This is a genomic window from Hydrogenophaga sp. FW305-3-2-15-A-LB1, assembly GCF_058787875.1.
Genome location: NZ_JBYTAE010000088.1, coordinates 1 through 21,688, shown reverse-complemented (window position 1 = coordinate 21,688; position 21,688 = coordinate 1). Strand labels below are relative to the sequence as shown.

General features: G+C 69.3%; 22 protein-coding genes. 18 read left to right on the top strand and 4 right to left on the bottom strand.

What is annotated here, in order from left to right:
* Window positions 1–137: 137 nt before the first annotated feature.
* From AC3WPZ_RS23035 to AC3WPZ_RS22975, 13 genes are read left to right on the top strand one after another with little or no spacing between them, the layout of a single operon-like run.
* Window positions 138–329, top strand: coding sequence for a Flp family type IVb pilin (locus tag AC3WPZ_RS23035; protein WP_382157298.1), 192 nt, complete (start codon window positions 138–140; stop codon window positions 327–329).
* 28 nt (window positions 330–357) lie between these two features.
* Window positions 358–840 carry an A24 family peptidase gene (locus AC3WPZ_RS23030; protein WP_382157296.1) on the top strand — a complete coding sequence of 161 codons (483 nt, stop codon included), beginning with the start codon at window positions 358–360 and terminating at the stop codon, window positions 838–840.
* Window positions 841–882: 42 nt separating this feature from the next.
* Window positions 883–1,851 (top strand): Flp pilus assembly protein CpaB, encoded by a 969-nt coding sequence (gene cpaB / locus AC3WPZ_RS23025; protein ID WP_444686738.1) that lies wholly within the window; start codon window positions 883–885, stop codon window positions 1,849–1,851.
* A 35-nt stretch (window positions 1,852–1,886) separates the two neighbouring features.
* The gene (locus AC3WPZ_RS23020) at window positions 1,887–3,260 is read left to right on the top strand and encodes a type II and III secretion system protein family protein (RefSeq protein ID WP_444687485.1); all 1,374 of its coding nucleotides are present in this window, start codon (window positions 1,887–1,889) and stop codon (window positions 3,258–3,260) included.
* 16 nt (window positions 3,261–3,276) lie between these two features.
* Window positions 3,277–4,566, top strand: coding sequence for a CpaE/TadZ family protein (locus tag AC3WPZ_RS23015; RefSeq protein WP_444686739.1), 1,290 nt, complete (start codon window positions 3,277–3,279; stop codon window positions 4,564–4,566).
* A 6-nt stretch (window positions 4,567–4,572) separates the two neighbouring features.
* A complete protein-coding gene (locus AC3WPZ_RS23010) occupies window positions 4,573–5,889 on the top strand; it encodes a TadA family conjugal transfer-associated ATPase (protein ID WP_444686740.1) in 1,317 nt (438 codons plus the stop codon).
* On the top strand, window positions 5,882–6,832 hold the full coding sequence (locus AC3WPZ_RS23005; RefSeq protein WP_444686741.1) for a type II secretion system F family protein: 951 nt from the start codon (window positions 5,882–5,884) through the stop codon (window positions 6,830–6,832). Before AC3WPZ_RS23010 ends, AC3WPZ_RS23005 begins: the two co-directional genes overlap by 8 nt.
* A gap of 16 nt (window positions 6,833–6,848) precedes the next feature.
* Window positions 6,849–7,778: a type II secretion system F family protein gene (locus AC3WPZ_RS23000; protein ID WP_444686742.1), complete on the top strand. Its 930-nt coding sequence runs from the start codon at window positions 6,849–6,851 to the stop codon at window positions 7,776–7,778.
* Window positions 7,775–8,569 carry a tetratricopeptide repeat protein gene (locus AC3WPZ_RS22995; protein WP_444686743.1) on the top strand — a complete coding sequence of 265 codons (795 nt, stop codon included), beginning with the start codon at window positions 7,775–7,777 and terminating at the stop codon, window positions 8,567–8,569. Before AC3WPZ_RS23000 ends, AC3WPZ_RS22995 begins: the two co-directional genes overlap by 4 nt.
* 32 nt (window positions 8,570–8,601) lie before the next feature.
* Window positions 8,602–8,901, top strand: a complete 300-nt coding sequence (locus tag AC3WPZ_RS22990; protein WP_444686744.1) for a DUF3613 domain-containing protein — start codon at window positions 8,602–8,604, stop codon at window positions 8,899–8,901.
* 18 nt (window positions 8,902–8,919) lie between these two features.
* Entirely contained in the window at window positions 8,920–9,414 is a 495-nt protein-coding gene (locus AC3WPZ_RS22985; RefSeq protein WP_444686745.1) for a TadE/TadG family type IV pilus assembly protein, read from the top strand.
* Window positions 9,411–9,875, top strand: a complete 465-nt coding sequence (locus AC3WPZ_RS22980; protein ID WP_382325277.1) for a TadE/TadG family type IV pilus assembly protein — start codon at window positions 9,411–9,413, stop codon at window positions 9,873–9,875. Before AC3WPZ_RS22985 ends, AC3WPZ_RS22980 begins: the two co-directional genes overlap by 4 nt.
* Window positions 9,876–9,877: 2 nt before the next feature.
* Window positions 9,878–11,962: a pilus assembly protein TadG-related protein gene (locus AC3WPZ_RS22975; protein WP_444686746.1), complete on the top strand. Its 2,085-nt coding sequence runs from the start codon at window positions 9,878–9,880 to the stop codon at window positions 11,960–11,962.
* 8 nt (window positions 11,963–11,970) lie between these two features.
* On the opposite strand, the gene lgt is transcribed toward AC3WPZ_RS22975, so the two are convergent.
* Window positions 11,971–12,774 (bottom strand): prolipoprotein diacylglyceryl transferase, encoded by an 804-nt coding sequence (gene lgt, locus AC3WPZ_RS22970; protein ID WP_382325285.1) that lies wholly within the window; start codon window positions 12,772–12,774, stop codon window positions 11,971–11,973.
* Window positions 12,775–12,778: 4 nt separating this feature from the next.
* Complete coding sequence (locus AC3WPZ_RS22965) at window positions 12,779–13,699, bottom strand: LysR family transcriptional regulator (RefSeq protein WP_382325287.1); 921 nt, start codon at window positions 13,697–13,699, stop codon at window positions 12,779–12,781.
* Between the two features lie 105 nt (window positions 13,700–13,804).
* On the opposite strand from AC3WPZ_RS22965, the gene ilvD reads away from it, so the two are divergent.
* Window positions 13,805–15,511, top strand: coding sequence for a dihydroxy-acid dehydratase (ilvD, locus tag AC3WPZ_RS22960; protein WP_492441732.1), 1,707 nt, complete (start codon window positions 13,805–13,807; stop codon window positions 15,509–15,511).
* Between the two features lie 18 nt (window positions 15,512–15,529).
* Here ilvD and AC3WPZ_RS22955 read toward each other — a convergent pair whose 3' ends face one another.
* Window positions 15,530–15,775 carry a TIGR04438 family Trp-rich protein gene (locus AC3WPZ_RS22955; RefSeq protein ID WP_382325289.1) on the bottom strand — a complete coding sequence of 82 codons (246 nt, stop codon included), beginning with the start codon at window positions 15,773–15,775 and terminating at the stop codon, window positions 15,530–15,532.
* 123 nt (window positions 15,776–15,898) lie between these two features.
* Here AC3WPZ_RS22955 and AC3WPZ_RS22950 point away from each other — a divergent pair, with 123 nt between their 5' ends.
* On the top strand, window positions 15,899–16,213 hold the full coding sequence (locus AC3WPZ_RS22950; protein WP_291118289.1) for a c-type cytochrome: 315 nt from the start codon (window positions 15,899–15,901) through the stop codon (window positions 16,211–16,213).
* A gap of 82 nt (window positions 16,214–16,295) precedes the next feature.
* Here the strand turns inward: AC3WPZ_RS22950 and acs are convergent, their stop codons facing one another.
* Window positions 16,296–18,290: an acetate--CoA ligase gene (acs, locus tag AC3WPZ_RS22945; RefSeq protein ID WP_444686748.1), complete on the bottom strand. Its 1,995-nt coding sequence runs from the start codon at window positions 18,288–18,290 to the stop codon at window positions 16,296–16,298.
* A 149-nt stretch (window positions 18,291–18,439) separates the two neighbouring features.
* Between acs and AC3WPZ_RS22940 the strand changes: the two genes are divergently transcribed.
* The 3 genes from AC3WPZ_RS22940 to proW all read left to right on the top strand — a co-directional run.
* On the top strand, window positions 18,440–19,039 hold the full coding sequence (locus AC3WPZ_RS22940; RefSeq protein WP_382157262.1) for a YqhA family protein: 600 nt from the start codon (window positions 18,440–18,442) through the stop codon (window positions 19,037–19,039).
* Between the two features lie 386 nt (window positions 19,040–19,425).
* Window positions 19,426–20,625, top strand: coding sequence for a glycine betaine/L-proline ABC transporter ATP-binding protein ProV (gene proV / locus AC3WPZ_RS22935; RefSeq protein WP_382325295.1), 1,200 nt, complete (start codon window positions 19,426–19,428; stop codon window positions 20,623–20,625).
* 23 nt (window positions 20,626–20,648) lie between these two features.
* On the top strand, window positions 20,649–21,688 hold a 1,040-nt coding region (proW, locus tag AC3WPZ_RS22930), incomplete at its 3' end, for a glycine betaine/L-proline ABC transporter permease ProW (protein ID WP_492441729.1).

Genomic DNA, 21,688 nt, shown 5'->3' with positions numbered 1-21,688 from the left:
GAAACCACCCATCTGCCCTCACCGATTAACCGCTCGGTGATGAAAACCAAGGGCCTCATTTCCAGCCGATCGGCAAGACCGATCAATTGATAGTCGATCCAAAGTTCTCAATCCAGTTTTCCCTACAGGAGTTCATCATGAAAGCAGCTATCACCCGTTTCCTGCGCGACGAAGAAGGCGCCACCGCAATCGAATACGGCATCATCGCCGGCCTGATGGCGGTCATCCTGCTCGCCGTTTTCAACAGCGACGCCGGCGTCAAGGGCACGCTGAACGCCATCTTTGCGCACGTGAAAACGGTGGCCACCACCGGCGCGGCCACCCCCTGACCTCACCCCCTGGCCGAGGTTGCCCGCCATGAAACTGGTCCTGCTGCTCTGGCTGCTGATCGCCATCGTTCACGATGGCCTCGAGCGCCGGGTGCGCAACGGGCTGGTGCTGGCGGGCATCGCACTGGCGCTGGCCGCCCTGGCCCTGGACCTGCAGCCCTTCGGCCTGACCTGGCCGCAGGCCCTGCTGGGCGGTGCCACCGCGTTCGGCGGCCTGCTCTGTTTCTATGCCTTCGGACTCATGGGTGCGGGCGACGTCAAGTTCGCGGGCGCCCTGGGCCTGTGGGTGGGTCTGCAGCCGCTGCTGCCCATCTGGGTCGCCGCCAGCCTGCTGGCCGGGCTGCACGGCCTGCTCTGGCTCGCGCTGCAGCGCTGGCCCTTGGCGCCGCGTCTGGCGCTGGCGCTCTCGGGCCGGCCGCGTGGCACCGGGTCGCGCGCACGTCCGATCCCCCTGGCGGCGTATCTCGCCGTCTCGACCATCGCCTTCATGGCCTGGCGCGCTGGCGGCTGAAGCGCCGCGGACACCGACCCATCCCTTCAAAGGCCCGACACCATGATCCGATTCACCCAAATCATCGCTGGCGTCCTGGTGTTGCTGGCGCTCCTGCTGATCGGCTATGCGTGGATGCTCAGCCGCAAACCACCCCCGCCGGTGGCCGCCCCGCAGCCGGTTGCGCAGCTCGCGCCGGCCGAGGCCACTTTCCCGGTGGTGGTGGCCACCAAACCGCTGCCGGCGGGCCAGGCCATCGAAGCCGGCGCGCTGCGCGTGGCGCAACTTCCCATCAACCCGGCTGGCGCCTTCATGACGGTGGCCGAGGCCGTCGGCCGCGTGCCGGTGTTCGACCTGGGCACCGGCGCCCCGCTGCTCGAGAACCAGCTGGTGTCCGGCCTGGCCCTGCGCCTGGAGCCCGGCGAGCGCGCCGTGGCCGTGAAGGCCGACGAGGTCATGGGCGTGGCCAACAGCGTGCGCCCGGGCGATTTCGTCGATGTGTTCTTCGCCCTCAAGGCCGACGGCCGGGACGTGGACCGCAGCCAGTCGCGCCTGCTGCTGGCGCGCAAGCGCGTGCTGGCCTTCGGCACGGCCTCGGTGGACGGCATGCCCACCAGCGGCGAGGGCCGCGGCAACCAGAAACCCCAGGCAGGCAACCAGCAACCCGCGCGCACCGCCGTGCTCGCCGTGCCGGTGGAAGACGTGAACCGGCTCGCATTGGGCGAGGCCAACGGCCGCCTGCTGCTGGCGCTGCGCCACCCGAACGACACCGCCGAACCCGATCCCACCCTGTTCGCCGAGCTGCAGACCGCCTTGCAGCCGGCCCGCCGCAGCGGCGGCGCGCTCACCGGCATGGACCGCGCGCTCGCCGGCCTGACCACGCAGGACCTCGCGGCCGGTGGCGGCGCGGCGGGCACCCGCCGGCCGGCACAGCCGGGCGCCGCGCCCCGCGCGGTGCTGGCGACCGCGGCCCCCACGGGCCATGAGGTCGAGATCATCCGCGGCGACCGCCGCGACACCGTGCGCTATTGAGACCACGCGCGTCAACCCACCAGGTGCTCCGCATGATGTTCAAGCCCACACCCCGCTCCCTTCCCCGGCCGTCGCGCTGGCCCCGCCTGGCGCTGCTGGCCGGCCTGTTGATCACCGCCACCTCGGGTGGCCTGTTCGCGCAACCGGCGAGCGACGCATCGGCCAGCGCGAGCACCGACCGGCTCCTGCGGCTGACCGCGGGCACGCAGCAGGAACTGGTGATCGACAAGGGTGTGGACCGCATCGCCATCGCCAACGAGCAGGTCGCCTCGGTCATGGTCACGCGCAAGGCGCGCGCGGCATCGGGTGCACCGGGCGCGCGCCTCATCATCACCGGCAAGGCCCCGGGCAGCACCTCGCTGCTGGTGTGGGAGCGTGGCAGCGACGCCGCCACCACCTACACCCTGCACGTGCAGCGCGACGGCGCGGTGCTGCAAGGCGCCTTCCCGACGGCCGCCGAGCACCAGCAGGCGCGCGAGGCGGCCCTGGCGCAGCAGCCCGACAAGGCACCGCTGGCCGACCGCTCCACCCTGAGCGTGAAAAGCCAGACCGTGCAGGTCGAAGTCAAGATCGTGGAATTCAACAAGCGCGTGCTCAAACAGGCCGGGCTGAACATCTTCAGCACCGCACCGAACAAGCACGGCTTCAGCTTCGGCGTGTTCTCGCCCAGCTCGCTCCAGTCCTTCGGGTTCGAGCGCGACGGTGTGATCAAAGGCGAGATAACCTCGCCTCTCGCGCAGGCCTTCGGCCTGCTGCTGAGCTTCGGCAAGGCCAACATCGGCGTGAACCTGGGCCTGCTCGAAGGCAACGGCCTGGCCCGCGTGCTGGCCGAACCCACGCTGGTCGCGCTCTCGGGCCAGAGCGCGAACTTCCTCGCCGGGGGCGAGATTCCGGTGCCCGTGGCGCAAGGCCTGGGCACCACCAGCATCGAATACAAGCCCTTCGGCATCGGACTGACCGTCTCGCCCACCGTGCTGTCCAACCAGCGCATCGTGCTCAAGGTGGCGCCCGAGGCCAGCGACCTCGACTACACCAACGCCGTCACGCTCAGCGGTGTCGCCGTGCCCGCGATCACCACGCGCCGCGCCGACACCACGGTCGAACTCGGCGACGGCGAAAGCTTCGTGATCGGCGGCCTGGTCAGCCGCACCACCACCTCCAGCGTGGACAAGGTGCCCATGCTCGGCGACCTGCCGGTGCTGGGCACGATGTTCAAGCGCCAGGACTACCAGCAGAACGAACGCGAGCTGGTGATCGTGGTCACGCCCCACCTCGTCAAGCCGCTCGCCCAAGGCACCCAGGTGGATGCGGCCCTGCCCGGTCGCACCGAGCAGCGCGACCCCGCCTTCTGGCGCGGTTTCCTCGTGGGCAACGGCGCCGACGACGCCCTGCCCGGTTTTTCCCGGTGACGCCCGGCCACCCGCCATGAGCACCATGCCCACCCCCCTGCACACCACGGTCCAGAGCCGCAACGTCTACCTGTACGCGTCGGACAACGGCGAACACACAGGCTGGCTGAACGCGGCCTTGGGGCACCTCGGCCAGGTCACGGTGGTCACGCTCGACGAAGCCGCGCTGGGCGAACGCATCGCCACGGCCCAGCCCCGCACCCTGTTCCTGGACTTTTCGGGCGCCCAGGCCCTGCGCAGCACGCGCCTGGCCACTGCCCTGCGGCGCGACTGGCCGGAGCTGCTGCTGATCGGCACCGGCCACGCGAACGAAACCAACACCACGCTCGCCGCCCTGCGCGCGGGCGTGGACGACTTCCTCGACCTCGACGGCCCGACCACCGAGGTGCTGGCGGTGCTGCAGGACTTGATGGCGCGGCGCCAGGGCCAGCGCTCGCCGCAGGTCAAGGGCCGCAGCATCGCCCTGCTCGGCGCGCGCGTCGGCCTGGGCGTCAGCACGCTGGCCTGCAACCTCGCCGCGATGCTGCAGGAGCAGCGCGCGGCCGCCCTGGCCCGCGTGCCCGGGCGCGTGGTCCACCGCCAGGGCGTGGCCCTGCTCGACCTGGGGCTGCCCGCGCGCGACGCCCTGCTCTACCTCGGGCTCAAGAGCGAGTTCAGCTTCGTGGACGGCGTGCACAACCTGCACCGCCTGGACCCGACCCTGCTGCAGACCGCGCTGGTGCAACACGCCAGCGGCGCGGCGGTGCTGCCCCTGCCGGCCAGCCTGGCGCAGATCCGCGAGATCTCGCACGCCGAGTCGGTCTCGCTGGTCCAGCGCCTGACCGATTTCTTCGACGTGCAGATCGCCGACCTCGGCGGCTTCTCGTCGATCGACTTCGTGGCCCAGGTCGCGCGCAACGCCGACCAGGTCTGGGTGGTCTGCGACCAGAGCATCGGCGGCATCGTCTCCACCGCCGCGCTGTTGCGCGAGCTGCGGGAACATGACGTCAACATGCAGCGGCTCTCGCTGGTGGTCAACAAGTTCGAGCCGTTCGTGAACCTGCCCGCGCTGGACATCGCCCACCAGCTCGGCCTGCCCTTGAGCCACGTGCTGCCGGCGCGCGCCAGCGCCCTGCTGGCGGCCTCGTGCCAGGGCCAGCTGCTGGCGCGATCCGCGCGCAACGACCCCTACGTGCAGGCGGTCGGCCAGATGGTGCGCGGCCTGCTGCCGTGGATCGATGGCAGCGCGCCGCCCGACGGCGGCGAGCCCCCACCGTGGACGCCGCGCGTGGCGCAGATGCTCAACAAGTGGATCCACCGGAGGTAACAGGCCATGACGAACCACGTCGAGTTTTCCGACAACCAGCAGGCCTTCCTGAACTCCAACGAGTTCCAGACCGTCAAGACCTTCATCCACGAACACCTGCTCAACCGCATCGAGGAACTCGGTGCCGAGTTCGGACGCTGGTCGCGCAGCTCGGTGCAGCAGTTCGTCAACCTCGAATGCGAGAGCCAGGTGCGCCTGCACCGCGTGCCGATCAACGCGCGCGAAACCCAGCTGCTCGCCGATGCCCTCACCAAGGAATTCGCCGGCTTCGGCCCGCTGGAAGACCTGTTGAACGACCCGAGCGTGGAGGACATCCTCATCAACGGCAGCAAGCTGGTCTACGTGTCGCGCCGCGGCATGCTGCAGAAGGAGCACGTGGCCTTCACCGACAACGAGCACCTGATGCGCATCATCCGCCGCATCCTCGCGCCCATCGGCCGCCGGCTCGACGAGTCCAACCCCATGGTCGACGCGCGCCTGAGCGACGGCGGCCGCATCAACGTGGTGATCGAGCCCCTGGTGATCAACGGCCCGGCGGTGTCCATCCGCAAGTTCCGCAAGGACCCGCTGAGCCCCGAGGAGCTGTTCGAGCTCGGCACCTTCGACCAGGCCATGGGCCACCTGCTGGAGATGGCGGTGCGCTCGCGCTGCAACATCCTGGTCAGCGGCGGCACCAGCTCGGGCAAGACCTCACTGCTCAACGCGCTGGCCAACTTCGCGCCCGACACCGAGCGCGTGGTCACCATCGAGGACACCGCCGAACTCGCCCTCAACCACCCGCACGTGGTGCGGCTGGAGAGCCGCCCCGGCGGCTACGACGGCTCGGGCAGCGTGGCCATCCGCGACCTGCTGCGCAACAGCCTGCGCATGCGGCCCGACCGCATCATCGTGGGCGAGGTGCGTGGCGGCGAGGTGATCGAAATGCTGCAGGCCATGAACACCGGGCACGACGGCTCCATGGGCACCATCCACGCCAGTTCGCCGCGCGAATGCCTGTACCGCCTGGAGATGCTCGCGGGCTTCGGGGGTTACCAGGGCAGCGAACTCAGCCTGCGCCGCCAGATCGCCAACGCGATCGACTTCATCGTGCAGATCGGCCGCCTGCCCAACGGCACGCGCCGAATCCTCTCCATCAGCGAGATCACCGGCTTGAACGACAGCGTGGTCGCGATGCAGGAGCTGTTCCGCCACGAGCCGGTGACGCAGCCCGATGGCCAGGAAGGCGATCACTGGATCGCCATGGGCGTGGTGCCGCACTCCCCCAAGATCGCGCGCCTGCGCCAGAGCCTGCAGGCCCAGCTCACGGAGCACGGCCATGCCTGAACGCAGCGCCGTCGCCCTCGCCGTGGCCCTGCTGCTGGCCGCCGTCGGCGTGCTGCTGTGGGCCGCTTCGGTGCGGCGCCAGCGCCGCCAGCTGGCCCAGCGCCACCTGGCCGACCGCATCGACCCGGTGGCCGCCAACCCGCTGCCCTCGGGTTCGCTGCGGTTTGGCGCGCCCCCACCGGTGGTGCCGCTGCCCTCCTCGACCACCGCCCGCAAGCCCGCCGTGCGCCTGCCGGGCTGGCTGCTGGGCGCGGTGCCGCCCGGCGCGCTGCTGGGCGGGCTGGCCGCCACCACCGTCTCGGTCGGCGTCACCGCGCTGAGCTCGGGCGCCGTGAGCGCGCTGGGCCTGCTCGCGGTGCTGCTCATCGGTGGCGCCTTCTTCATCTGGCTTCGGGTGCAGCGCATGCGGCGCCAGATCATCCGGCAACTGCCCGGCTTTCTCGACGTGATCGTGCGCCTGATCGTGATGGGCCACTCCACCCAGGCCGCGTTCCAGACCGCCGTGGCCACCACCAAGCAGCCGCTGCGCGGCCACATGGACAACGCCATGGGCCTGATCAAGGCCGGCGTGAACATCGACCAGGCGCTGCTGCAGATCGCGCGCAAGGTGCACATCGAAGAGATCTTCCTGCTGGCCTCCATCCTCGGCCTGGGCATGCGCTACGGCGGCCGATCCGATGTGCTGCTCGAACGCGTCGCCCACTTCATGCGCGACCACGAGGAGGCCGAACAGGAGCTGGTGGCGATGTCGGCCGAAACGCGCTTCTCGGCCTGGATCCTGGGTCTGCTGCCGGTGGTGGTCGGGGGGGCGATCGTCACCACCAACGGCGACTACTTCGCGCGCATGTGGAGCGATCCCACGGGGCAGGCCATGGTGTTCGGTGCCATCGGCCTGCAGGCGTTCGGCGCGCTGCTGCTCTACCGGCTGGCGCGGCTGTCCTGATCCGAGGCAACCCACCATGAACGCCCTGCCCCTGTCCATCCTGGCCGTGCTGCTGCTGGCCCTGGCCCTGGCGATGGCCGCCGGCCTGCTGCTGCACCAGCACGCGCGGCGCCAGACCACGGCGCAGGTCATCCAGCGGGCCCTGGGCGAGAACGCCACACCGGCCCATGCCCTGCCCGACGAACTGGCCTTCCTGCAAGGCAGCCACTGGCCCGCGCGCTGGCTGGAAAGCCGCCTGGGCCGGCTGCTCGTGGCCGATGAAGACCGCCGCCTCATCCAGCAATGCGGCCTGCCGCCGGTGCGGGCCCAGCTCACCCTGCTGATCTCGCGCGCCGTGCTGGCGCTGGGCCTGCCGGTGCTGGTCCACCTGGCCTGGGGCCATTCGGGCAACGCCTTGTTGTGGTCCGCGGCGGCCTTCGCCGTCGGCTTCATGGGCCCCAAGTGGCTGCTCAAGCACCGCGCCGGCCAGCGCCGCGAGCGCGTGGCGCACGAACTGCCCCTGTTCGTGGACATGCTGGGCCTGCTGCAGAGCGTGGGCCTGAGCCTGGACCAGAGCCTGCAGGTGATCGCCAGCGACTTCCAGCACGTGCTGCCGGTGCTCGGCGCGGAAGTGGCGCAGGCCAACCGCCAGTACAGCCAGGGCCGCACGCGCGAGCAGGCCTACCAGCGCATGGCCGGCCTGCACGACAACCAGCACCTGATGGACTTCGTCGCCCTGATCAACCAGGTCGACAAACACGGCGGCGCCATCCAGGAACCGATCCGCCAGTTCAGCGAGCGCCTGCGCGTGCACCGCAAGGCCGGCATGAAGGCGCTTATCGGAAAGATCACCGTGAAGATGACCGTCGTGATGGTCACCACCCTCCTGCCCGCGCTGGTGATCATCACCGCGGGTCCCGGTTTCCTCGCCATCATCCGCTCCGTCGGGAGCATGACCGGATCATGAACACCACCGCCTCCACCCGCCTCTCTTCGCTCGGCCGCGCCTGCGGCAGCCTGCTGCTCGGTGCCGGCGCCCTGGCGCTGGGCGCCTGCGCCTCGCTGCCCGACGCGGCGCAGCTCGAAGCCGCGCAGGCCGCCGCCCGCGAACCCACGCTGGACAACCGGCCCACCTACCTGTCGCTGGTGCGCCAGATGCAGGGCAACGGCATGTGGTTCGCCTCGCTCGCCCACATCGACGCGCTGGAGCAGCGCTGGGGGGTCAGTTCCGAAACCCGCCTGCTGCGCGCCGACGCCCTGCGCCAGACCGGCCAGCCCGCGCCCAGCGCGGCGCTGTACGACAAGCTGCTCGACACCCCCGAGCGCGCCGCCGCCTACCGGGGCCTGGGCCTGCTCGCCGGCGCCAGCGACGACTACACGCGCGCGGCCGAGATGTTCGAGCGCGCGCGCCAGGTGCTGCCGGCCGACGGCCTGCTGCTCAGCGACCTGGGTTACGCCCTGCTGCGCGCGCAGCGCTTCGACGCCGCGCGCCTGCCGGTGCAACAGGCCGCGCAGCTGCTGCCCACCCACCCCAGGGTGCGCAGCAACCTCGCGCTGTACCTGCTCACGCAGGGCCAGACCGAGCAGGCCCGCCAGGTGATGGACGAAGCCCGCTTCAGCGGCGCCACGCGCCAGGCGATCGAACAACTGGCCCAGGAACTCGCGCCGCACCGCCCGCTGGCGGGCACCCTGGCGGTGCAGACCGGCCTGCGGTTGAGCCCGATGCTCGCCACGCCCCCGGCCCTGGCCACGCCCTGATCTCTCACGCTGTCACACCCTCAGGAGGTTCCATGAAAACAAGAACGCACCACCCACACCCGCTGCGATGCCTGGCCCTGTGGGCCGCGCTCGCGGTGGCGCCGCCGCTGTGGGCGCAATCGGCCCCGGCGCCAGCCACCCCGGCCGCGCCTTCCGCGCGCGTGGGGGACGCCACCCACGAGCTGCTGCAGCGCCAGCGCGAGGGGCGCGAGGCCTCGGCCACGCCACGGCCCATCGACGGTGCGGTGGCCGAGGCCAGCCACCAGCGCTACATGAAGAGCTTCGAGCAGCCACTGCCGGTCTGGTTCGGTTCGCGGCTGCAGACCAAGTAAGGCCAGCGGTTCACGGCCATGCGCCCGGCCCAGGCCCTCCTTCGCCGACACCGGCGCCAGCGCGGTGTGTACGCCATCGAGTACGCCATGGCCTTCCTGCTCTTCTTCGGCCTGGTCTATTCGATCGTCTGCTACAGCATCCTGTTCACCTTCCGCTTCGGGCTGCAGAACGCGGCCGAAGACGGCGCGCGCGCGGCCCTGCGGCACCAGAACAGCCTGGCCGCGCGGCAGCTCAAGGCACAGCAGGTGGCCGAAGACCGCTCCCTGGGCTGGAAGCCCACGGCCGCGGTGCTCACCATCCCGCTGCCCGAGGTCTGCCAGACCGCCACCGGCACCTGCCTGCAGCCCGCCGGCACACTGCCCTGCGGCACCTCGTGGGCGCTGCGCTGCCAAGTGAGCGTCACCGTGCGGCTGGGCGACCTGCACCAGGTGCTGCCACCCTTCCCGTCCTTTGCCCTGCCCAACGAACTGGTGGGCCGGGCCAGCGTGCTGCTCGACGGGAGCGCGCTGTGAACCGCCGGCAGCGCGGCGTGGCGGCGATCGAATTCGCCTTCGTGCTGCTGGGCCTGCTGCTGGCGTTCTACGGCATCGCCACCTTCGGCGTCGTGCTCTACACACAGCAGGCCTTGTCGCGCGCGGCGGCGGACGGTGCGCGCGCGGCGCAGATGTTTCCCCAGTTGCGCACCGCCACCGGCCCCGAGCTCGCCACGGCCAAGTCGCACATCGAGAGCGTGGTCTGGGACTCGCTGAGCGGCTCGGTCATCGTGCCGCTGGCGCACAGCAACACGCCGGCCACGCGCCGCGCCTGGCTCACGCAGACCGCGAGCGTGAACGTCGCCACCCCCAACACCACGCTCACCGTGACGGTGTCCTTCCCCTACACCGCCGGCCGCCTGCTGCCCTGGGTGCCGCTGCTCGACACCAGCCAGTGGCTGCCCGGCACGCTCACCAGCCGCGCCATCGCCGCGCTCTGACCATGTCACGCCGCCAGTCCGGTTCGATCGTCATCAACACGGCCATCGCGCTCAGCCTGATCGTGATCGCGCTCGTGGGCACCGAACTGGGCTACCTGTTTTTCATGAAGCGCGAGCTGCAGAAGACGGCCGACCTCGCGGCCATCGCCGGCGCCTCGGCCGTGCTGCCGGCCGATTGCACCGCGGCCCGCACGGCGGCTCTCACCAACGCCGGCCAGAACCTCGCCGGCTTCACGCCCGTGGTGGCCTGCGGCCGCTGGGACCCGGCGCAGGGCACGGAACGCCACTTCACCGCTGGTCAGACCGCCTTCAACGCCATGCACGTGGTGATCGAAGGCGCGCCACCGCCCCTGCTCGCCTTCTTTCCGGGCGAGCGCAGCCTGCGGGCCGAAGCGATCGCCGCCGCCACCGACCCGCTGGCTTCGTTCTCGGTGGGCAGCACCCTGCTGCGCACCGGAGACTCGGTGCTGGGCGACCTGCTCAAGGGCATCGGGCTCGACCTCACCGGCACCTCGCTGGTGGGTTACGACGGCCTGGCGCAGGTGCAGATCACCCCCGCCGGGCTGCTGCAAGCCCTGGGCATCCCGGTCGCCACCGACATCGGCGTGGGCGAACTCAACACCCTGCTCGCGGCCGAGACCGTGCAGCTGGGGCCGTTGCTCAACGCCATCGTCACGGCCGGTGGGCAGGACACGCTGCTGGCGAGCAACGCCGCGCTGCTCAACGCCGTGGCCACCCGCCTGGGCGTGCCCAACCTGGAAGTGCAGCTCGGCAGCCTGGCCAGCGGGCCCTCGGGCCTGTTCGCCGAGATCATCGCCCCCGGCGCCAACGCCGCCTCGGCGCTCAACGTGGGCGTGAACGCGCTGGACCTGCTGTACTCGGCCATCGGTGTGGCCACGCAGAAGCACGCGGTGGCCGTCAACGGCCTGAGCCTGGCCGGCCTGGTGAGCGCGAAGACCGTGCTGATCGAGCCGCCCTCCGTGGCCATCGGCGGCGTGGGCGCCACGGCCTACACCGCCCAGTTGCGCACCTGGATCGAGATCAGCACCAGCAACCTGCCGGTGATCAACCAGTTCGCGCAGATCAAGCTGCCCATCATGGTCGACCTGGTCAACGGCCGGGGCACGCTCACCGAGATGTGCACACCCGCGCTGCGCAAACCCGACGGCACGGAGCGCGCATCCATCGCGGTGAACGCCTCCATCGTCAAGGTCTGCGTGGGCCGGCCGGGCGCCAACCCGGCCAATGAAAATGAAATCTTCTCCACCAGCGCGAGCTGCGACCAGAACCTGGCCGACGAGGACCTGCTGCGCCTGGGCCTGGGGCCCGTGAACCTGGTGAGCCTGCGCACGCACCTCAAGATGGACGCGCTGCCGCTGCAGGCGAGCGTGACCCTGGCGGCTGGCGAAACCGGCACGGTGGGCAACGACCTGCTGCTGGGCAGCACCGTCAAGAACATCACCGACGCGCTGCTGGCCACCCTGCTGGTGGAAACGCTCGATCGGGGGCCGGCCCTGACCCTGGCGCAGCGCCAGGCCTCAGCGCAGAACCTGTGGAACGCGCAAGGCGCGGCCTGCGGCAGCCGGGCCTGCCGCGTGACCCGCCTGACCAACGTCAAGGCCGGCATCGAGAACACCACCAACGGCCTCGGTGGATTCCTGGGCGGACTGAGCAGCGACGTGCTGGCCCTGCTGAGCCACACCCTGACACTCAACCTGCAAGGCCTGCTGACCGGGGTGGGCAACCTGGTCGGCGGGCTGCTGACCAGCGTGGGCGACATCCTGGGGGCCGTGCTCGGCGGCGTGATCGGAGGTTGCAGCGCGCTCATCGGCTCCAACGACGCGGCCTGCGTCAACGAGATCGCCAACAGCCTGAACGGCAACTCGTCCGGCGGCGGCGATAGCGTGCCCAACGCCATCACCGCGCTCACCGGCTACCTGCTGCAGGTGCTGCGGCCCTTGCTCGACGGCATCGGCAGCAGCGTGCTCACCCCCATCCTGCACGACGTGCTGGGCCTGCACCTGGGCCAGATCGACGTGCACCTGCGGACCCTCAACTGCCAGGCGCGCGCGCACCTCGTGTATTGACCGACCGTTCAGGTCTTGCGCTGACCGAACCACCACCACATGAACGCGCCGGCCAGAATCATGGGCACGCACAGCCACTGGCCCATGCTCATGCCCAGCGAGAGCAGGCCCAGGTGGGCGTCGGGCTCACGGAAGAACTCGGCGATGAAACGGAACACGCCGTAGCCGAACAGGAACACGGCCGACACCTGGCCACGCGCATGCTCCTTGCGCGCGTAGAACCACAGCAGCACGAACAGCAGCAGGCCTTCGAGCAGGAACTGGTACACCTGCGAGGGGTGGCGCGGCAGATCGCCCGCGCCGCGGAACACCATGCCCCAGGGCAGCGAGGGGTCGGCCACGCGGCCCCAGAGCTCGCCATTGATGAAGTTGCCCAGGCGCCCCGCGGCCAGGCCCGTGGGCACGCAGGGCGCCACGAAGTCCATCACCTGCATGAAGGGCCGCCGGCGGCTGCGCGCGTACCAGACCATGGCCAGCATCACGCCCAGCAGGCCGCCGTGGAAGCTCATGCCGCCCTGCCACACCGCGAAGATCTCCAATGGGTTGGCGAGGTAGTACGCGGGTTTGTAGAACAGGCAGTAGCCGATGCGCCCGCCGGCCACCACGCCCAGCACGCCGAGGAACAGGATGTCCTCCACGTCGCGGCGCGTCCAGGGCGGCTGGGTCACGCTGGCGAACGGGGGATGGCGCAGGCGCGCGTTGGCCAGCAGCAGGAACAGGCCGAAGGCCAGCAGGTAGGTCAGGCCATACCAGTGGATGGCCAGCGGGCCGATCTGGAGGGCGACGGGGTCGATCTGGGGATGTTGAAGCATGGTTCTATTGTGGTCCAGCTTGTGTGCGGGCGAATTCGATGAAGTGGGCCAGCGCCGGCGTGACCGCGTCGGCGCGCCAGACCAGGCTGGTCTCGCACGCCGGCGCGGCCCGCCCCCGCGAGGGCCTGGGGCTGCGGTAGACCACGCCAGGGCGCTGGAACTGCCGCACGCTCTGCGGCACCCAGGCCAGCCCCAGCCCGGCCGACACCAGGTTGACGATGGTCTGCATCTGGATCGCCTCCTGCGCCACCTGCGGCGCGCGCCCCGCCGCGTGGTACAGCGCGAAGATGGCGTCGTGCAAGGTCGGCAGGATGCGCCGCGGAAAGATCACCAGCGGCTCGGCCAGCAGCGCCGCCAACCCCGGGTGGTCCCGCGCGGCCAGCGGGTGCGACTCGGGCAGCGCGACCACGAAGGGCTCGCTGGCGATGCGCGCGTGCGCCAGGCCCGGCGCCTGGAACCCCGGGGAATGCAGCACCATGCCCGCGTCCACCTCGCCCCGCGCGAGCAGCTCCAGCTGCACGTCGCCCGTGGCCTCGATCAGCTCCAGCGCCACCTGCGGCCAGCGCTGGCGAAAGGCGCGCACCCAGCGCGGCAGCAATTCGAATCCCACGGTGGATACGAAGGCCAGCCGCAACCGGCCCAGTTCACCCGCGGCGGCCGCGCGCGCCAGCTCGGGCAGCGCCTGCGCCCGGCCCAGCAGGTCGCGCACCTCGGGCAGCAAGGCCCGGCCCGCGGGCGTGAGCGCCACGCTGCGCTTGGTGCGGTCGAACAGGCGCACGCCCAGCGCCTGCTCCAGCCCCGCAATGGCCTGGGTGAGCGGCGGCTGCGTCATGTGCAGGCGCGCGGCGGCCCGGCCGAAGTGCAGCTCTTCGGCCAGCGCCGCGAATTGGCGCCACTGGCGCAATTCAATGCGCAGCGTTTTCATGGCATCACTCATATGTCCAGCATATTAATGGAAGCCGCCAAAGCAATTGGAAACGGCCGCCGGCCTGACGCATACTTCCCGCACCCTCCCCACGAAGAGACCTCCATGGCCGACAACAAAACCATCTCCATCAAGCCCATCAATAGCCGCAGCGCCAACATCACGCAAGGCAAGTCGCGCGCGCCCAACCGCTCCATGTACTACGCCATGGGCTACGAGGAAAGCGACTTCAAGAAGCCCATGGTGGGCGTGGCCAACGGCCACAGCACCATCACCCCCTGCAACAGCGGCCTGCAGAAGCTGGCCGACGCGGCGGTGGCCGGCATCGAGGAAGCCGGCGGCAACGCCCAGATCTTCGGCACGCCCACCATCTCCGACGGCATGGCCATGGGCACCGAAGGCATGAAGTACTCGCTGGTCAGCCGCGAGGTGATCTCCGACTGCATCGAGACCTGCGTGCAGGGCCAGTGGATGGACGGCGTGGTCGTGGTCGGCGGCTGCGACAAGAACATGCCCGGCGGCATGATGGGCATGCTGCGCGCCAACGTGCCGGCCATCTACGTGTACGGCGGCACCATCCTGCCCGGCCGCTACAAGGGCCAGGACCTCAACATCGTCAGCGTGTTCGAGGCCGTGGGCCAGAACGCCGCCGGCAACCTGAGCGACGAAGACCTGCGCGAGATCGAGATGCGCGCCATCCCCGGCTCCGGCTCGTGCGGCGGCATGTACACCGCCAACACCATGTCCTCGTCCTTCGAGGCCCTGGGCCTGTCGCTGGCGTACTCCAGCACCATGGCCAACCCGCACGACGAGAAGCAGAACTCGGCCAAGGAATCGGCCAAGGTGCTGATCGAGGCGATCAAGAAGGACATCAAGCCGCGCGACATCGTGACCAAGAAGTCGCTGGAAAACGCCGTGGCCGTGATCATGGCCACCGGCGGCTCCACCAACGCGGTGCTGCACTTCCTGGCCATCGCGCACGCGGCCGGCGTGGAATGGTCCATCGACGATTTCGAGCGCATCCGCAAGAAGACCCCCGTGCTGTGCGACCTCAAGCCCTCGGGCAAGTACCTCGCGGTCGACCTGCACCAGGCCGGCGGCATCCCGCAGGTCATGAAGGTGCTGCTCAAGGCCGGCCTGCTGCACGGCGACTGCCTCACCATCACCGGCCAGACCGTGGCCGAGGTGCTCAAGGACGTGCCCGATGCGCCGCGCGCCGACCAGGACGTGATCCGCCCCGTCGACAACCCCATGTACGCGGAAGGCCACCTGGCCATCCTCAAGGGCAACCTGTCGCCCGAAGGCGCGGTGGCCAAGATCACCGGTCTGAAGAACCCCGTCATCACCGGCCCGGCGCGCGTGTTCGACGACGAACAGTCCGCGCTCCAGGCGATCCTGGACGGCAAGATCGTCGCGGGCGACGTGATGGTGCTGCGCTACCTGGGCCCCAAGGGCGGCCCCGGCATGCCCGAGATGCTCGCCCCCACCGGTGCGCTGATCGGCGCGGGCCTGGGCGAGAGCGTGGGCCTGATCACCGACGGCCGCTTCTCCGGCGGCACCTGGGGCATGGTGGTGGGCCACGTGGCGCCCGAAGCCGCCGCAGGTGGCACGATCGCCTTCGTGAAGGAAGGCGACTCCATCACCATCGATGCCCACCAACTGGTGCTGGAACTCAACGTACCCGAAGCGGAGATCGCCAAGCGCCGTGAAGGCTGGACGCCCCCGGCACCGCGCTACACGCGCGGCGTGCAGGCCAAGTTCGCGTTCAACGCGGCCAGCGCCAGCAAGGGCGCCGTGCTCGACAACTACTGATCCGCCCGCGCGGATCGGTCAGCGCGAGCGGCGCTTGGGCTTGATGCCCAGCGCCTCGCGCTGCTTGTCGATGCGGTCCTTCTTCTTCTGATCCATCTTCTCCATCGCCTTGCGCTTGGTGTAGCCGGTGGCGTCGGCCCAGGCCCACCAGGCCACGGCCAGGGCGAACGGCGACAGCACCCACCACCAGGACCATTCGGCCACCACGCCGAACTCCAGGTACTTCAACAACGACAGCACGACGCCTGCGATCAGCAAATACATCACAAACTCCGGTAAAGGCCCCGTGAAGCGGGCAAGAAACTGTAAGCGTTCGTTTCTGGGCGGGTGCGGCTCGGTAGAATCGATCGCGTGACACTCTCCCGCATTCATCGACAAGGACACCCCATGAAACGCGCTCTCCTGATTATGGCCGCCATGACGACGCTGGCCGCTCCGGCCATCGCCGACGAAGCCCTCGCCAAGAGCAAGAACTGCATGGCCTGCCATGCCGTGGACAAGAAGCTGGTGGGCCCCTCCTACAAGGACGTGGCCAAGAAGTATGCGGGCGACGCCAAGGCCGTGGACGCGCTGGCCGCCAAGATCGTCAAGGGCTCCGAAGTGGGCAAGGGCAACTGGGGCGCTGTGCCCATGCCGCCCAACCCGCAGGTCAGCGAAGCCGAGGCCAAGAAGCTGGCGGCCTGGGTGCTGAGCATCAAGTAAGCCACCTGCCTGCTCGCCCACAAAAAAACCCGCTGGAGTCCAGCGGGTTTTTTGTTGCCGGCACGGCGCCGGCATGGGACGTTCAGTTGGTCTCGGCCAGCTGCTCGAGAATGGCCGGGTTCTCCAGCGTCGAGGTGTCCTGCGTGATGGCCTCGCCCTTGGCGATGGAGCGCAGCAGGCGGCGCATGATCTTGCCGCTGCGGGTCTTGGGCAGGTTGTCGCCGAAGCGGATGTCCTTGGGCTTGGCGATCGGGCCGATTTCCTTGCCCACCCAGTCGCGCAACTGCTTGGCGATGGCCTTGGCCTCCTCGCCCGTGGGGCGGCTGCGCTTGAGCACCACGAAGGCCACGATGGCCTCGCCCGTGAGGTCGTCCGGGCGGCCCACCACGGCGGCTTCGGCCACCAGGTCCGTCTTGCCCACCAGCGCGGACTCGATCTCCATCGTGCCCATGCGGTGGCCCGAGACGTTGAGCACGTCGTCGATGCGGCCGGTGATGCGGAAGTAGCCCCGGTCGGCGCTGCGCACCGCGCCGTCGCCCGCCAGGTAGTAGCCCTTGAGCTCTTCGGGGAAGTAGCTCTTCTTGAAACGCTCCGGGTCGCCCCAGATGGTGCGAATCATGGACGGCCAGGGCTTCTTTACCACCAGGATGCCGCCGGCGCCGTTGGGCACGTCGTTGCCGGCCTCATCGACGATGGCCGCGGCAATGCCCGGCAGGGGCAGCGTGCACGAGCCCGGCACCAGCGGCGTGGCGCCCGGCAGCGGGGTAATCATGTGGCCGCCGGTCTCGGTCTGCCAGAAGGTGTCCACGATGGGGCAGCGCTCGCCGCCCACGTGCTTGTAGTACCACATCCAGGCCTCGGGGTTGATGGGCTCGCCCACCGAGCCGAGCAGGCGCAGGCTGGACAGATCGGAGCGCGCGGGGTGCACCTTTTCGTCGCCCTCGGCGGCCTTGATCAGCGAGCGGATGGCCGTGGGCGCGGTGTAGAAGATCGTGACCTTGTGCTTCTCGATCATCTGCCAGAAGCGCCCGGCGTTCGGGTAGGTGGGCACGCCCTCGAACACGACCTGCGTGGCGCCCGCGGCCAGCGGGCCGTAGGTGACGTAGGTGTGGCCGGTGATCCAGCCGATGTCGGCCGTGCACCAGAAGATGTCTTCGGGCCGCAGGTCGAAGGTCCAGTTCATGGTGAGCTGCGCCCACAGCAGGTAGCCGCCGGTGCTGTGCTGCACGCCCTTGGGCTTGCCGGTGGAACCCGAGGTATAGAGCACGAACAGAGGGTGCTCGGCGCTCACCATTTCCGCCGGGCAGCTGGTGGACTGCTCGGCCATGGCGTCGTGCATGAAGGTGTCGCGGCCCGCGACCATGTTGCAGGCCGTGGGGGTGCGCTGGAACACGATCACGTTCTTGATCGAGTCGCAGCCGCCCATGCCGATGCCTTCGTCCACGATGGCCTTGAGCGGCAGCTCCTTGCCGCCGCGCAGCTGGTAGTTGGCGGTGATCACGGCCACGGCGCCCGCGTCCTGGATGCGCTCCTGCAAGGCCTTGGCCGAGAAGCCGCCGAACACCACGCTGTGCGTGGCGCCGATGCGCGCGCAGGCCTGCATGGCCACCACACCCTCCACCGTCATGGGCATGTAGATGACGACGCGGTCACCCTTCTTCACACCGCGCGCCTTGAGCGCGTTGGCGAACTGCGAGACCTTGGCCAGCAGTTCCTTGTAAGTGACCTTGGTCACGTCGCCGTTGTCGGCCTCGAAGATGATGGCGGTCTTGTTTTCCACCGGCGTGCCCATGTGGCGGTCCAGGCAGTTGTACGAGGCGTTGAGCTCGCCGTCCTCGAACCATTTGTAGAACGGCGCCTTGCTGCTGTCGAGCGTCTTGGTGAAGGGCTTGTGCCAGCTCAGGGTTTCGCGCGCCAGCCGGGCCCAGAAGCCTTCGAAGTCCTTGTCGGCCTCGGCGCACAGCGCCTGGTAGGCCTCCATGCCCGAGACCCGCGCGGCCTTCACGGTGGCGGCCGAGGGCTCAAAGACGCGGTTTTCGACCAGGGTGGATTCGATCGTCGACGAAGGCGCGGACATGAAAGTCTCCTAAATGTTGTGGGCAGATGACAGGCCGGGACTGTGCTGAAGGGCTCTTACGAGTCTCTTACAGAAAAGGGCGCAGACCTACAATACCGCCTGCCGTCTGGCCGCCCATCCCGGGGGCTCGGTACATTGTGTCACCATCCATGAGCGACCCCGTCAAAGTCCAAGCCCCGATCCGCGCGCTGCCCAACCTGATCTTCGCCAGCCGCTGGCTGCAGTTGCCGCTCTACATCGGCCTGATCGCGGCACAGGCCATCTATGTCTTCCATTTCTGGGTCGAACTGGTCCACCTGATCGAGGCCGCGTTCGGCAACGACGTGGCGCTGGCCAAGCTGGTCACCAGCATCGGCTACAAGAGCGACGTGCAGCTCACCGGCCTGAACGAGACCATCATCATGCTGGTGGTGCTCGCGCTGATCGACGTGGTGATGATCTCCAACCTGCTGATCATGGTGATCGTGGGCGGCTACGAGACCTTCGTGAGCCGCATGCACCTGGAAAACCACCCCGACCAGCCCGAGTGGCTCAGCCACGTGAACGCCTCGGTGCTCAAGGTGAAGCTGGCCACGGCCATCATCGGCATCAGCTCGATCCACCTGCTCAAGACCTTCATCAACGCCGCCAACTACGACGTGAAGGTCCTGATGTGGCAGACCATCATCCATGTGGTCTTCCTGCTCAGCGCCATGGCCATCGCCATGACCGACCGGCTGATGGCCCACCCGGCGGACAACGGCCACTGACCGCGCGCCTTCGGGCGCCTTGTGGGGTTTTCTGCGCCCCGGCATGGGCCATCCATGCACAAAAGTTATAATTGACGCCTCAGCCATCCGGCCCCTGGCCGGGTGGCGCTCATGTGCTACTCGCGGATCGCCCTGCATCCCGTCGCGGCACAGAGATTTCAATGGCCGGTCTTCCGGCCTCGACGCCGCGTCACTCCCGCACCGTGCCAGCCCCCCAGACAGGGCCCGCTGACCGGGCTTGCGTGATGGCAGGCGCTGGGTTTGCCGATTCGTCGCTGTCAGTGTCTGTCTGCGGTCTTGAATGACCCGGTCGGGCACGCGCGTGCCCCCTGCTTCAAGACCGTTCGCGGTGCCTTGTCCAACTTGCACAGGAGGCAGCACCACCCATGGCCCAACCCATTTCCATCGAACACGTCTTCAAGGTGTTCGGCGACCAGCCCGAGGCCGCCCTCGATCTCGTCCGCGAAGGCCGCAGCAAGCAGGAGATCCTCGCCGAAACCGGGCAATCCATCGGGGTCTTCGACGCCCATTTCGAGATCGAGGCCGGCGAGATCTTCGTCATCATGGGCCTGTCGGGCTCGGGCAAATCGACGCTGGTGCGCCTGCTCAACCGGCTGATCGAACCCACGGCCGGCCGCATCCTGGTCAACGGCCAGAACATCAACGACCTCTCGGACGCCGGCCTGCGCGCCCTGCGGCGCAAGGACATCAGCATGGTGTTCCAGTCGTTCGCGCTGATGCCGCACATGACCGTGCGCGACAACACCGCCTTCGGCCTGGAACTCGCGGGCGTCAAGCCCGCGCAGCGCCTGGCGCTGGCCGACCAGGCCCTCGAACAGGTGGGCTTGGCTGGCTGGGGCGACAGCTACCCCGATGAACTCTCCGGCGGCATGCAGCAGCGCGTGGGCCTGGCGCGCGCGCTGGCTTCGGACCCGTCCATCCTGCTGATGGACGAGGCCTTCTCGGCGCTGGACCCGATCATTCGCACCGAGATGCAGAGCGAGCTGCTGCGCCTGCAGCAGGTGCGCCGCCGCACCATCGTCTTCATCTCGCACGACCTCGACGAGGCCATGCGCATCGGCGACCGCATCGCCATCATGAAGGACGGCCAGGTGGTGCAGGTCGGCACGCCGGAAGACATCCTGCGCCAGCCGGCCGACGACTACGTGCGCAACTTCGTGCGCGGCGTCGACGCGGCGGCGGTGTTCAAGGCCGGCGACATCGCCCGGCAGACGCAGGTCGTGGTGGCCGAGCACCCGAACAAGGGCGCGCGCGCCGCGCTCAAGCTGCTCGAAGACAAGGACCGCGACTGGGCCTACGTCGTCAGCCCCGACCAGCGCTACCTCGGCCTGGTGTCGGCGGACTCCCTGCGCCACGCGCTGCAGGACCACGACGGCCCGCTGGGCCTCTCGCGCGCCTACCTGCCCGACGTGCAAGTGGTCAACGCCGCCCACCCGGTGGCTGAGCTTTTCGGCCAGGCCGCGAACGCGCCCTACCCGCTGCCCGTCGTGGACGCCCACGGCCGCTACCGCGGCGCCATCAGCAAGAACACGCTGCTGAAGTTCCTGGACCGCGCGGCGGCCTGAGGCCGCCCCCCACTGGAGAGAACATGAACGACACCGACATCGAGATCACCGCAAGTCCCACCACCACCGACGCGTGGGGCGCGTCCACCGCGGCCGCCAGCGACAACTGGCTCGACACCACCGCGCTCAGCGACACCACCACCCCGATGGCCGACGAAGGCTTTCGCCTCAGCCAGCTGTGGGACGGCTCGCTGCCCGTCGAGAACTGGATCAACGACGCCCTGAGCTGGACGGTGGACCACTTCCGCCCGTTCTTCCAGACCGTGCGCGCGCCCATCGACACCACGCTCACCAGCGTGGAACAGCTGCTGTTGAGCGTGCCGATGCTGGCCATGGTCACGCTGATGGGCCTGCTGGCCTGGCAGTTCGCCGGCCGCGCCATCGCCATCGGCACCGTGGTCTCGCTGCTGCTGGTGGGCATGCTGGGCATCTGGCCCGAGGCCATGGTCACGCTCTCGCTGGTGCTGACCTCGCTGGTGTTCTGCATCGCCATCGGCCTGCCGCTGGGCATCCTGCTGGCGAGCAGCGACCGCACGCAGCGCCTGCTTCGCCCAGTGCTCGACGCGATGCAGACCACGCCGGCCTTCGTCTACCTCGTGCCGGTGGTGATGCTGTTCGGCATCGGCAACGTGCCCGGCGTCATCGTCACCATCGTCTTCGCCCTGCCCCCGCTGGTGCGCCTGACCGACCTGGGCATCCGCCAGGTGCGGCCCGACCTGATCGAAGCGGCGCGCGCCTACGGCGCCTCGCGCTGGCAGATGCTGGCCAAGGTGCAGTTGCCGCTGGCGCTGCCCTCCATCATGGCGGGCATCAACCAGGCGCTGATGCTCTCGCTGTCCATGGTGGTCATCGCTTCGATGATCGCCGTCGGTGGCCTGGGGCAGATGGTGCTGCGCGGCATTGGCCGCCTGGACATGGGCATGGCCACCGTCGGCGGCCTGGGCATCGTGCTGCTGGCGATCGCGCTGGACCGCATCACCCAGGCCCTGGGCCGGCCCGGCCGGGGCGCGCGCCACTGGTGGCAGCAAGGCCCCGCGGGCCTGGTCGTGCGGCTGCTGCGCCC

Excerpts from the sequence above, each read along its gene's own strand:
- cpaB (WP_444686738.1), top strand. The coding sequence starts at position 883 with ATGATCCGATTCACCCAAATCATCGCTGGCGTCCTGGTGTTGCTGGCG.
- AC3WPZ_RS22990 (WP_444686744.1), top strand. The coding sequence starts at position 8,602 with ATGAAAACAAGAACGCACCACCCACACCCGCTGCGATGCCTGGCCCTG.
- AC3WPZ_RS23010 (WP_444686740.1), top strand. The coding sequence starts at position 4,573 with ATGACGAACCACGTCGAGTTTTCCGACAACCAGCAGGCCTTCCTGAAC.
- lgt (WP_382325285.1), bottom strand. The coding sequence starts at position 12,774 with ATGCTTCAACATCCCCAGATCGACCCCGTCGCCCTCCAGATCGGCCCG.
- ilvD (WP_492441732.1), top strand. The coding sequence starts at position 13,805 with ATGGCCGACAACAAAACCATCTCCATCAAGCCCATCAATAGCCGCAGC.
- AC3WPZ_RS22985 (WP_444686745.1), top strand. The coding sequence starts at position 8,920 with ATGCGCCCGGCCCAGGCCCTCCTTCGCCGACACCGGCGCCAGCGCGGT.
- AC3WPZ_RS23000 (WP_444686742.1), top strand. The coding sequence starts at position 6,849 with ATGAACGCCCTGCCCCTGTCCATCCTGGCCGTGCTGCTGCTGGCCCTG.
- AC3WPZ_RS23015 (WP_444686739.1), top strand. The coding sequence starts at position 3,277 with ATGAGCACCATGCCCACCCCCCTGCACACCACGGTCCAGAGCCGCAAC.
- AC3WPZ_RS22995 (WP_444686743.1), top strand. The coding sequence starts at position 7,775 with ATGAACACCACCGCCTCCACCCGCCTCTCTTCGCTCGGCCGCGCCTGC.
- AC3WPZ_RS22975 (WP_444686746.1), top strand. The coding sequence starts at position 9,878 with ATGTCACGCCGCCAGTCCGGTTCGATCGTCATCAACACGGCCATCGCG.
- AC3WPZ_RS23035 (WP_382157298.1), top strand. The coding sequence starts at position 138 with ATGAAAGCAGCTATCACCCGTTTCCTGCGCGACGAAGAAGGCGCCACC.
- AC3WPZ_RS22950 (WP_291118289.1), top strand. The coding sequence starts at position 15,899 with ATGAAACGCGCTCTCCTGATTATGGCCGCCATGACGACGCTGGCCGCT.
- AC3WPZ_RS23030 (WP_382157296.1), top strand. The coding sequence starts at position 358 with ATGAAACTGGTCCTGCTGCTCTGGCTGCTGATCGCCATCGTTCACGAT.
- proV (WP_382325295.1), top strand. The coding sequence starts at position 19,426 with ATGGCCCAACCCATTTCCATCGAACACGTCTTCAAGGTGTTCGGCGAC.
- AC3WPZ_RS22965 (WP_382325287.1), bottom strand. The coding sequence starts at position 13,699 with ATGAAAACGCTGCGCATTGAATTGCGCCAGTGGCGCCAATTCGCGGCG.
- AC3WPZ_RS23020 (WP_444687485.1), top strand. The coding sequence starts at position 1,887 with ATGTTCAAGCCCACACCCCGCTCCCTTCCCCGGCCGTCGCGCTGGCCC.
- acs (WP_444686748.1), bottom strand. The coding sequence starts at position 18,290 with ATGTCCGCGCCTTCGTCGACGATCGAATCCACCCTGGTCGAAAACCGC.
- AC3WPZ_RS22940 (WP_382157262.1), top strand. The coding sequence starts at position 18,440 with ATGAGCGACCCCGTCAAAGTCCAAGCCCCGATCCGCGCGCTGCCCAAC.
- AC3WPZ_RS23005 (WP_444686741.1), top strand. The coding sequence starts at position 5,882 with ATGCCTGAACGCAGCGCCGTCGCCCTCGCCGTGGCCCTGCTGCTGGCC.
- AC3WPZ_RS22955 (WP_382325289.1), bottom strand. The coding sequence starts at position 15,775 with ATGTATTTGCTGATCGCAGGCGTCGTGCTGTCGTTGTTGAAGTACCTG.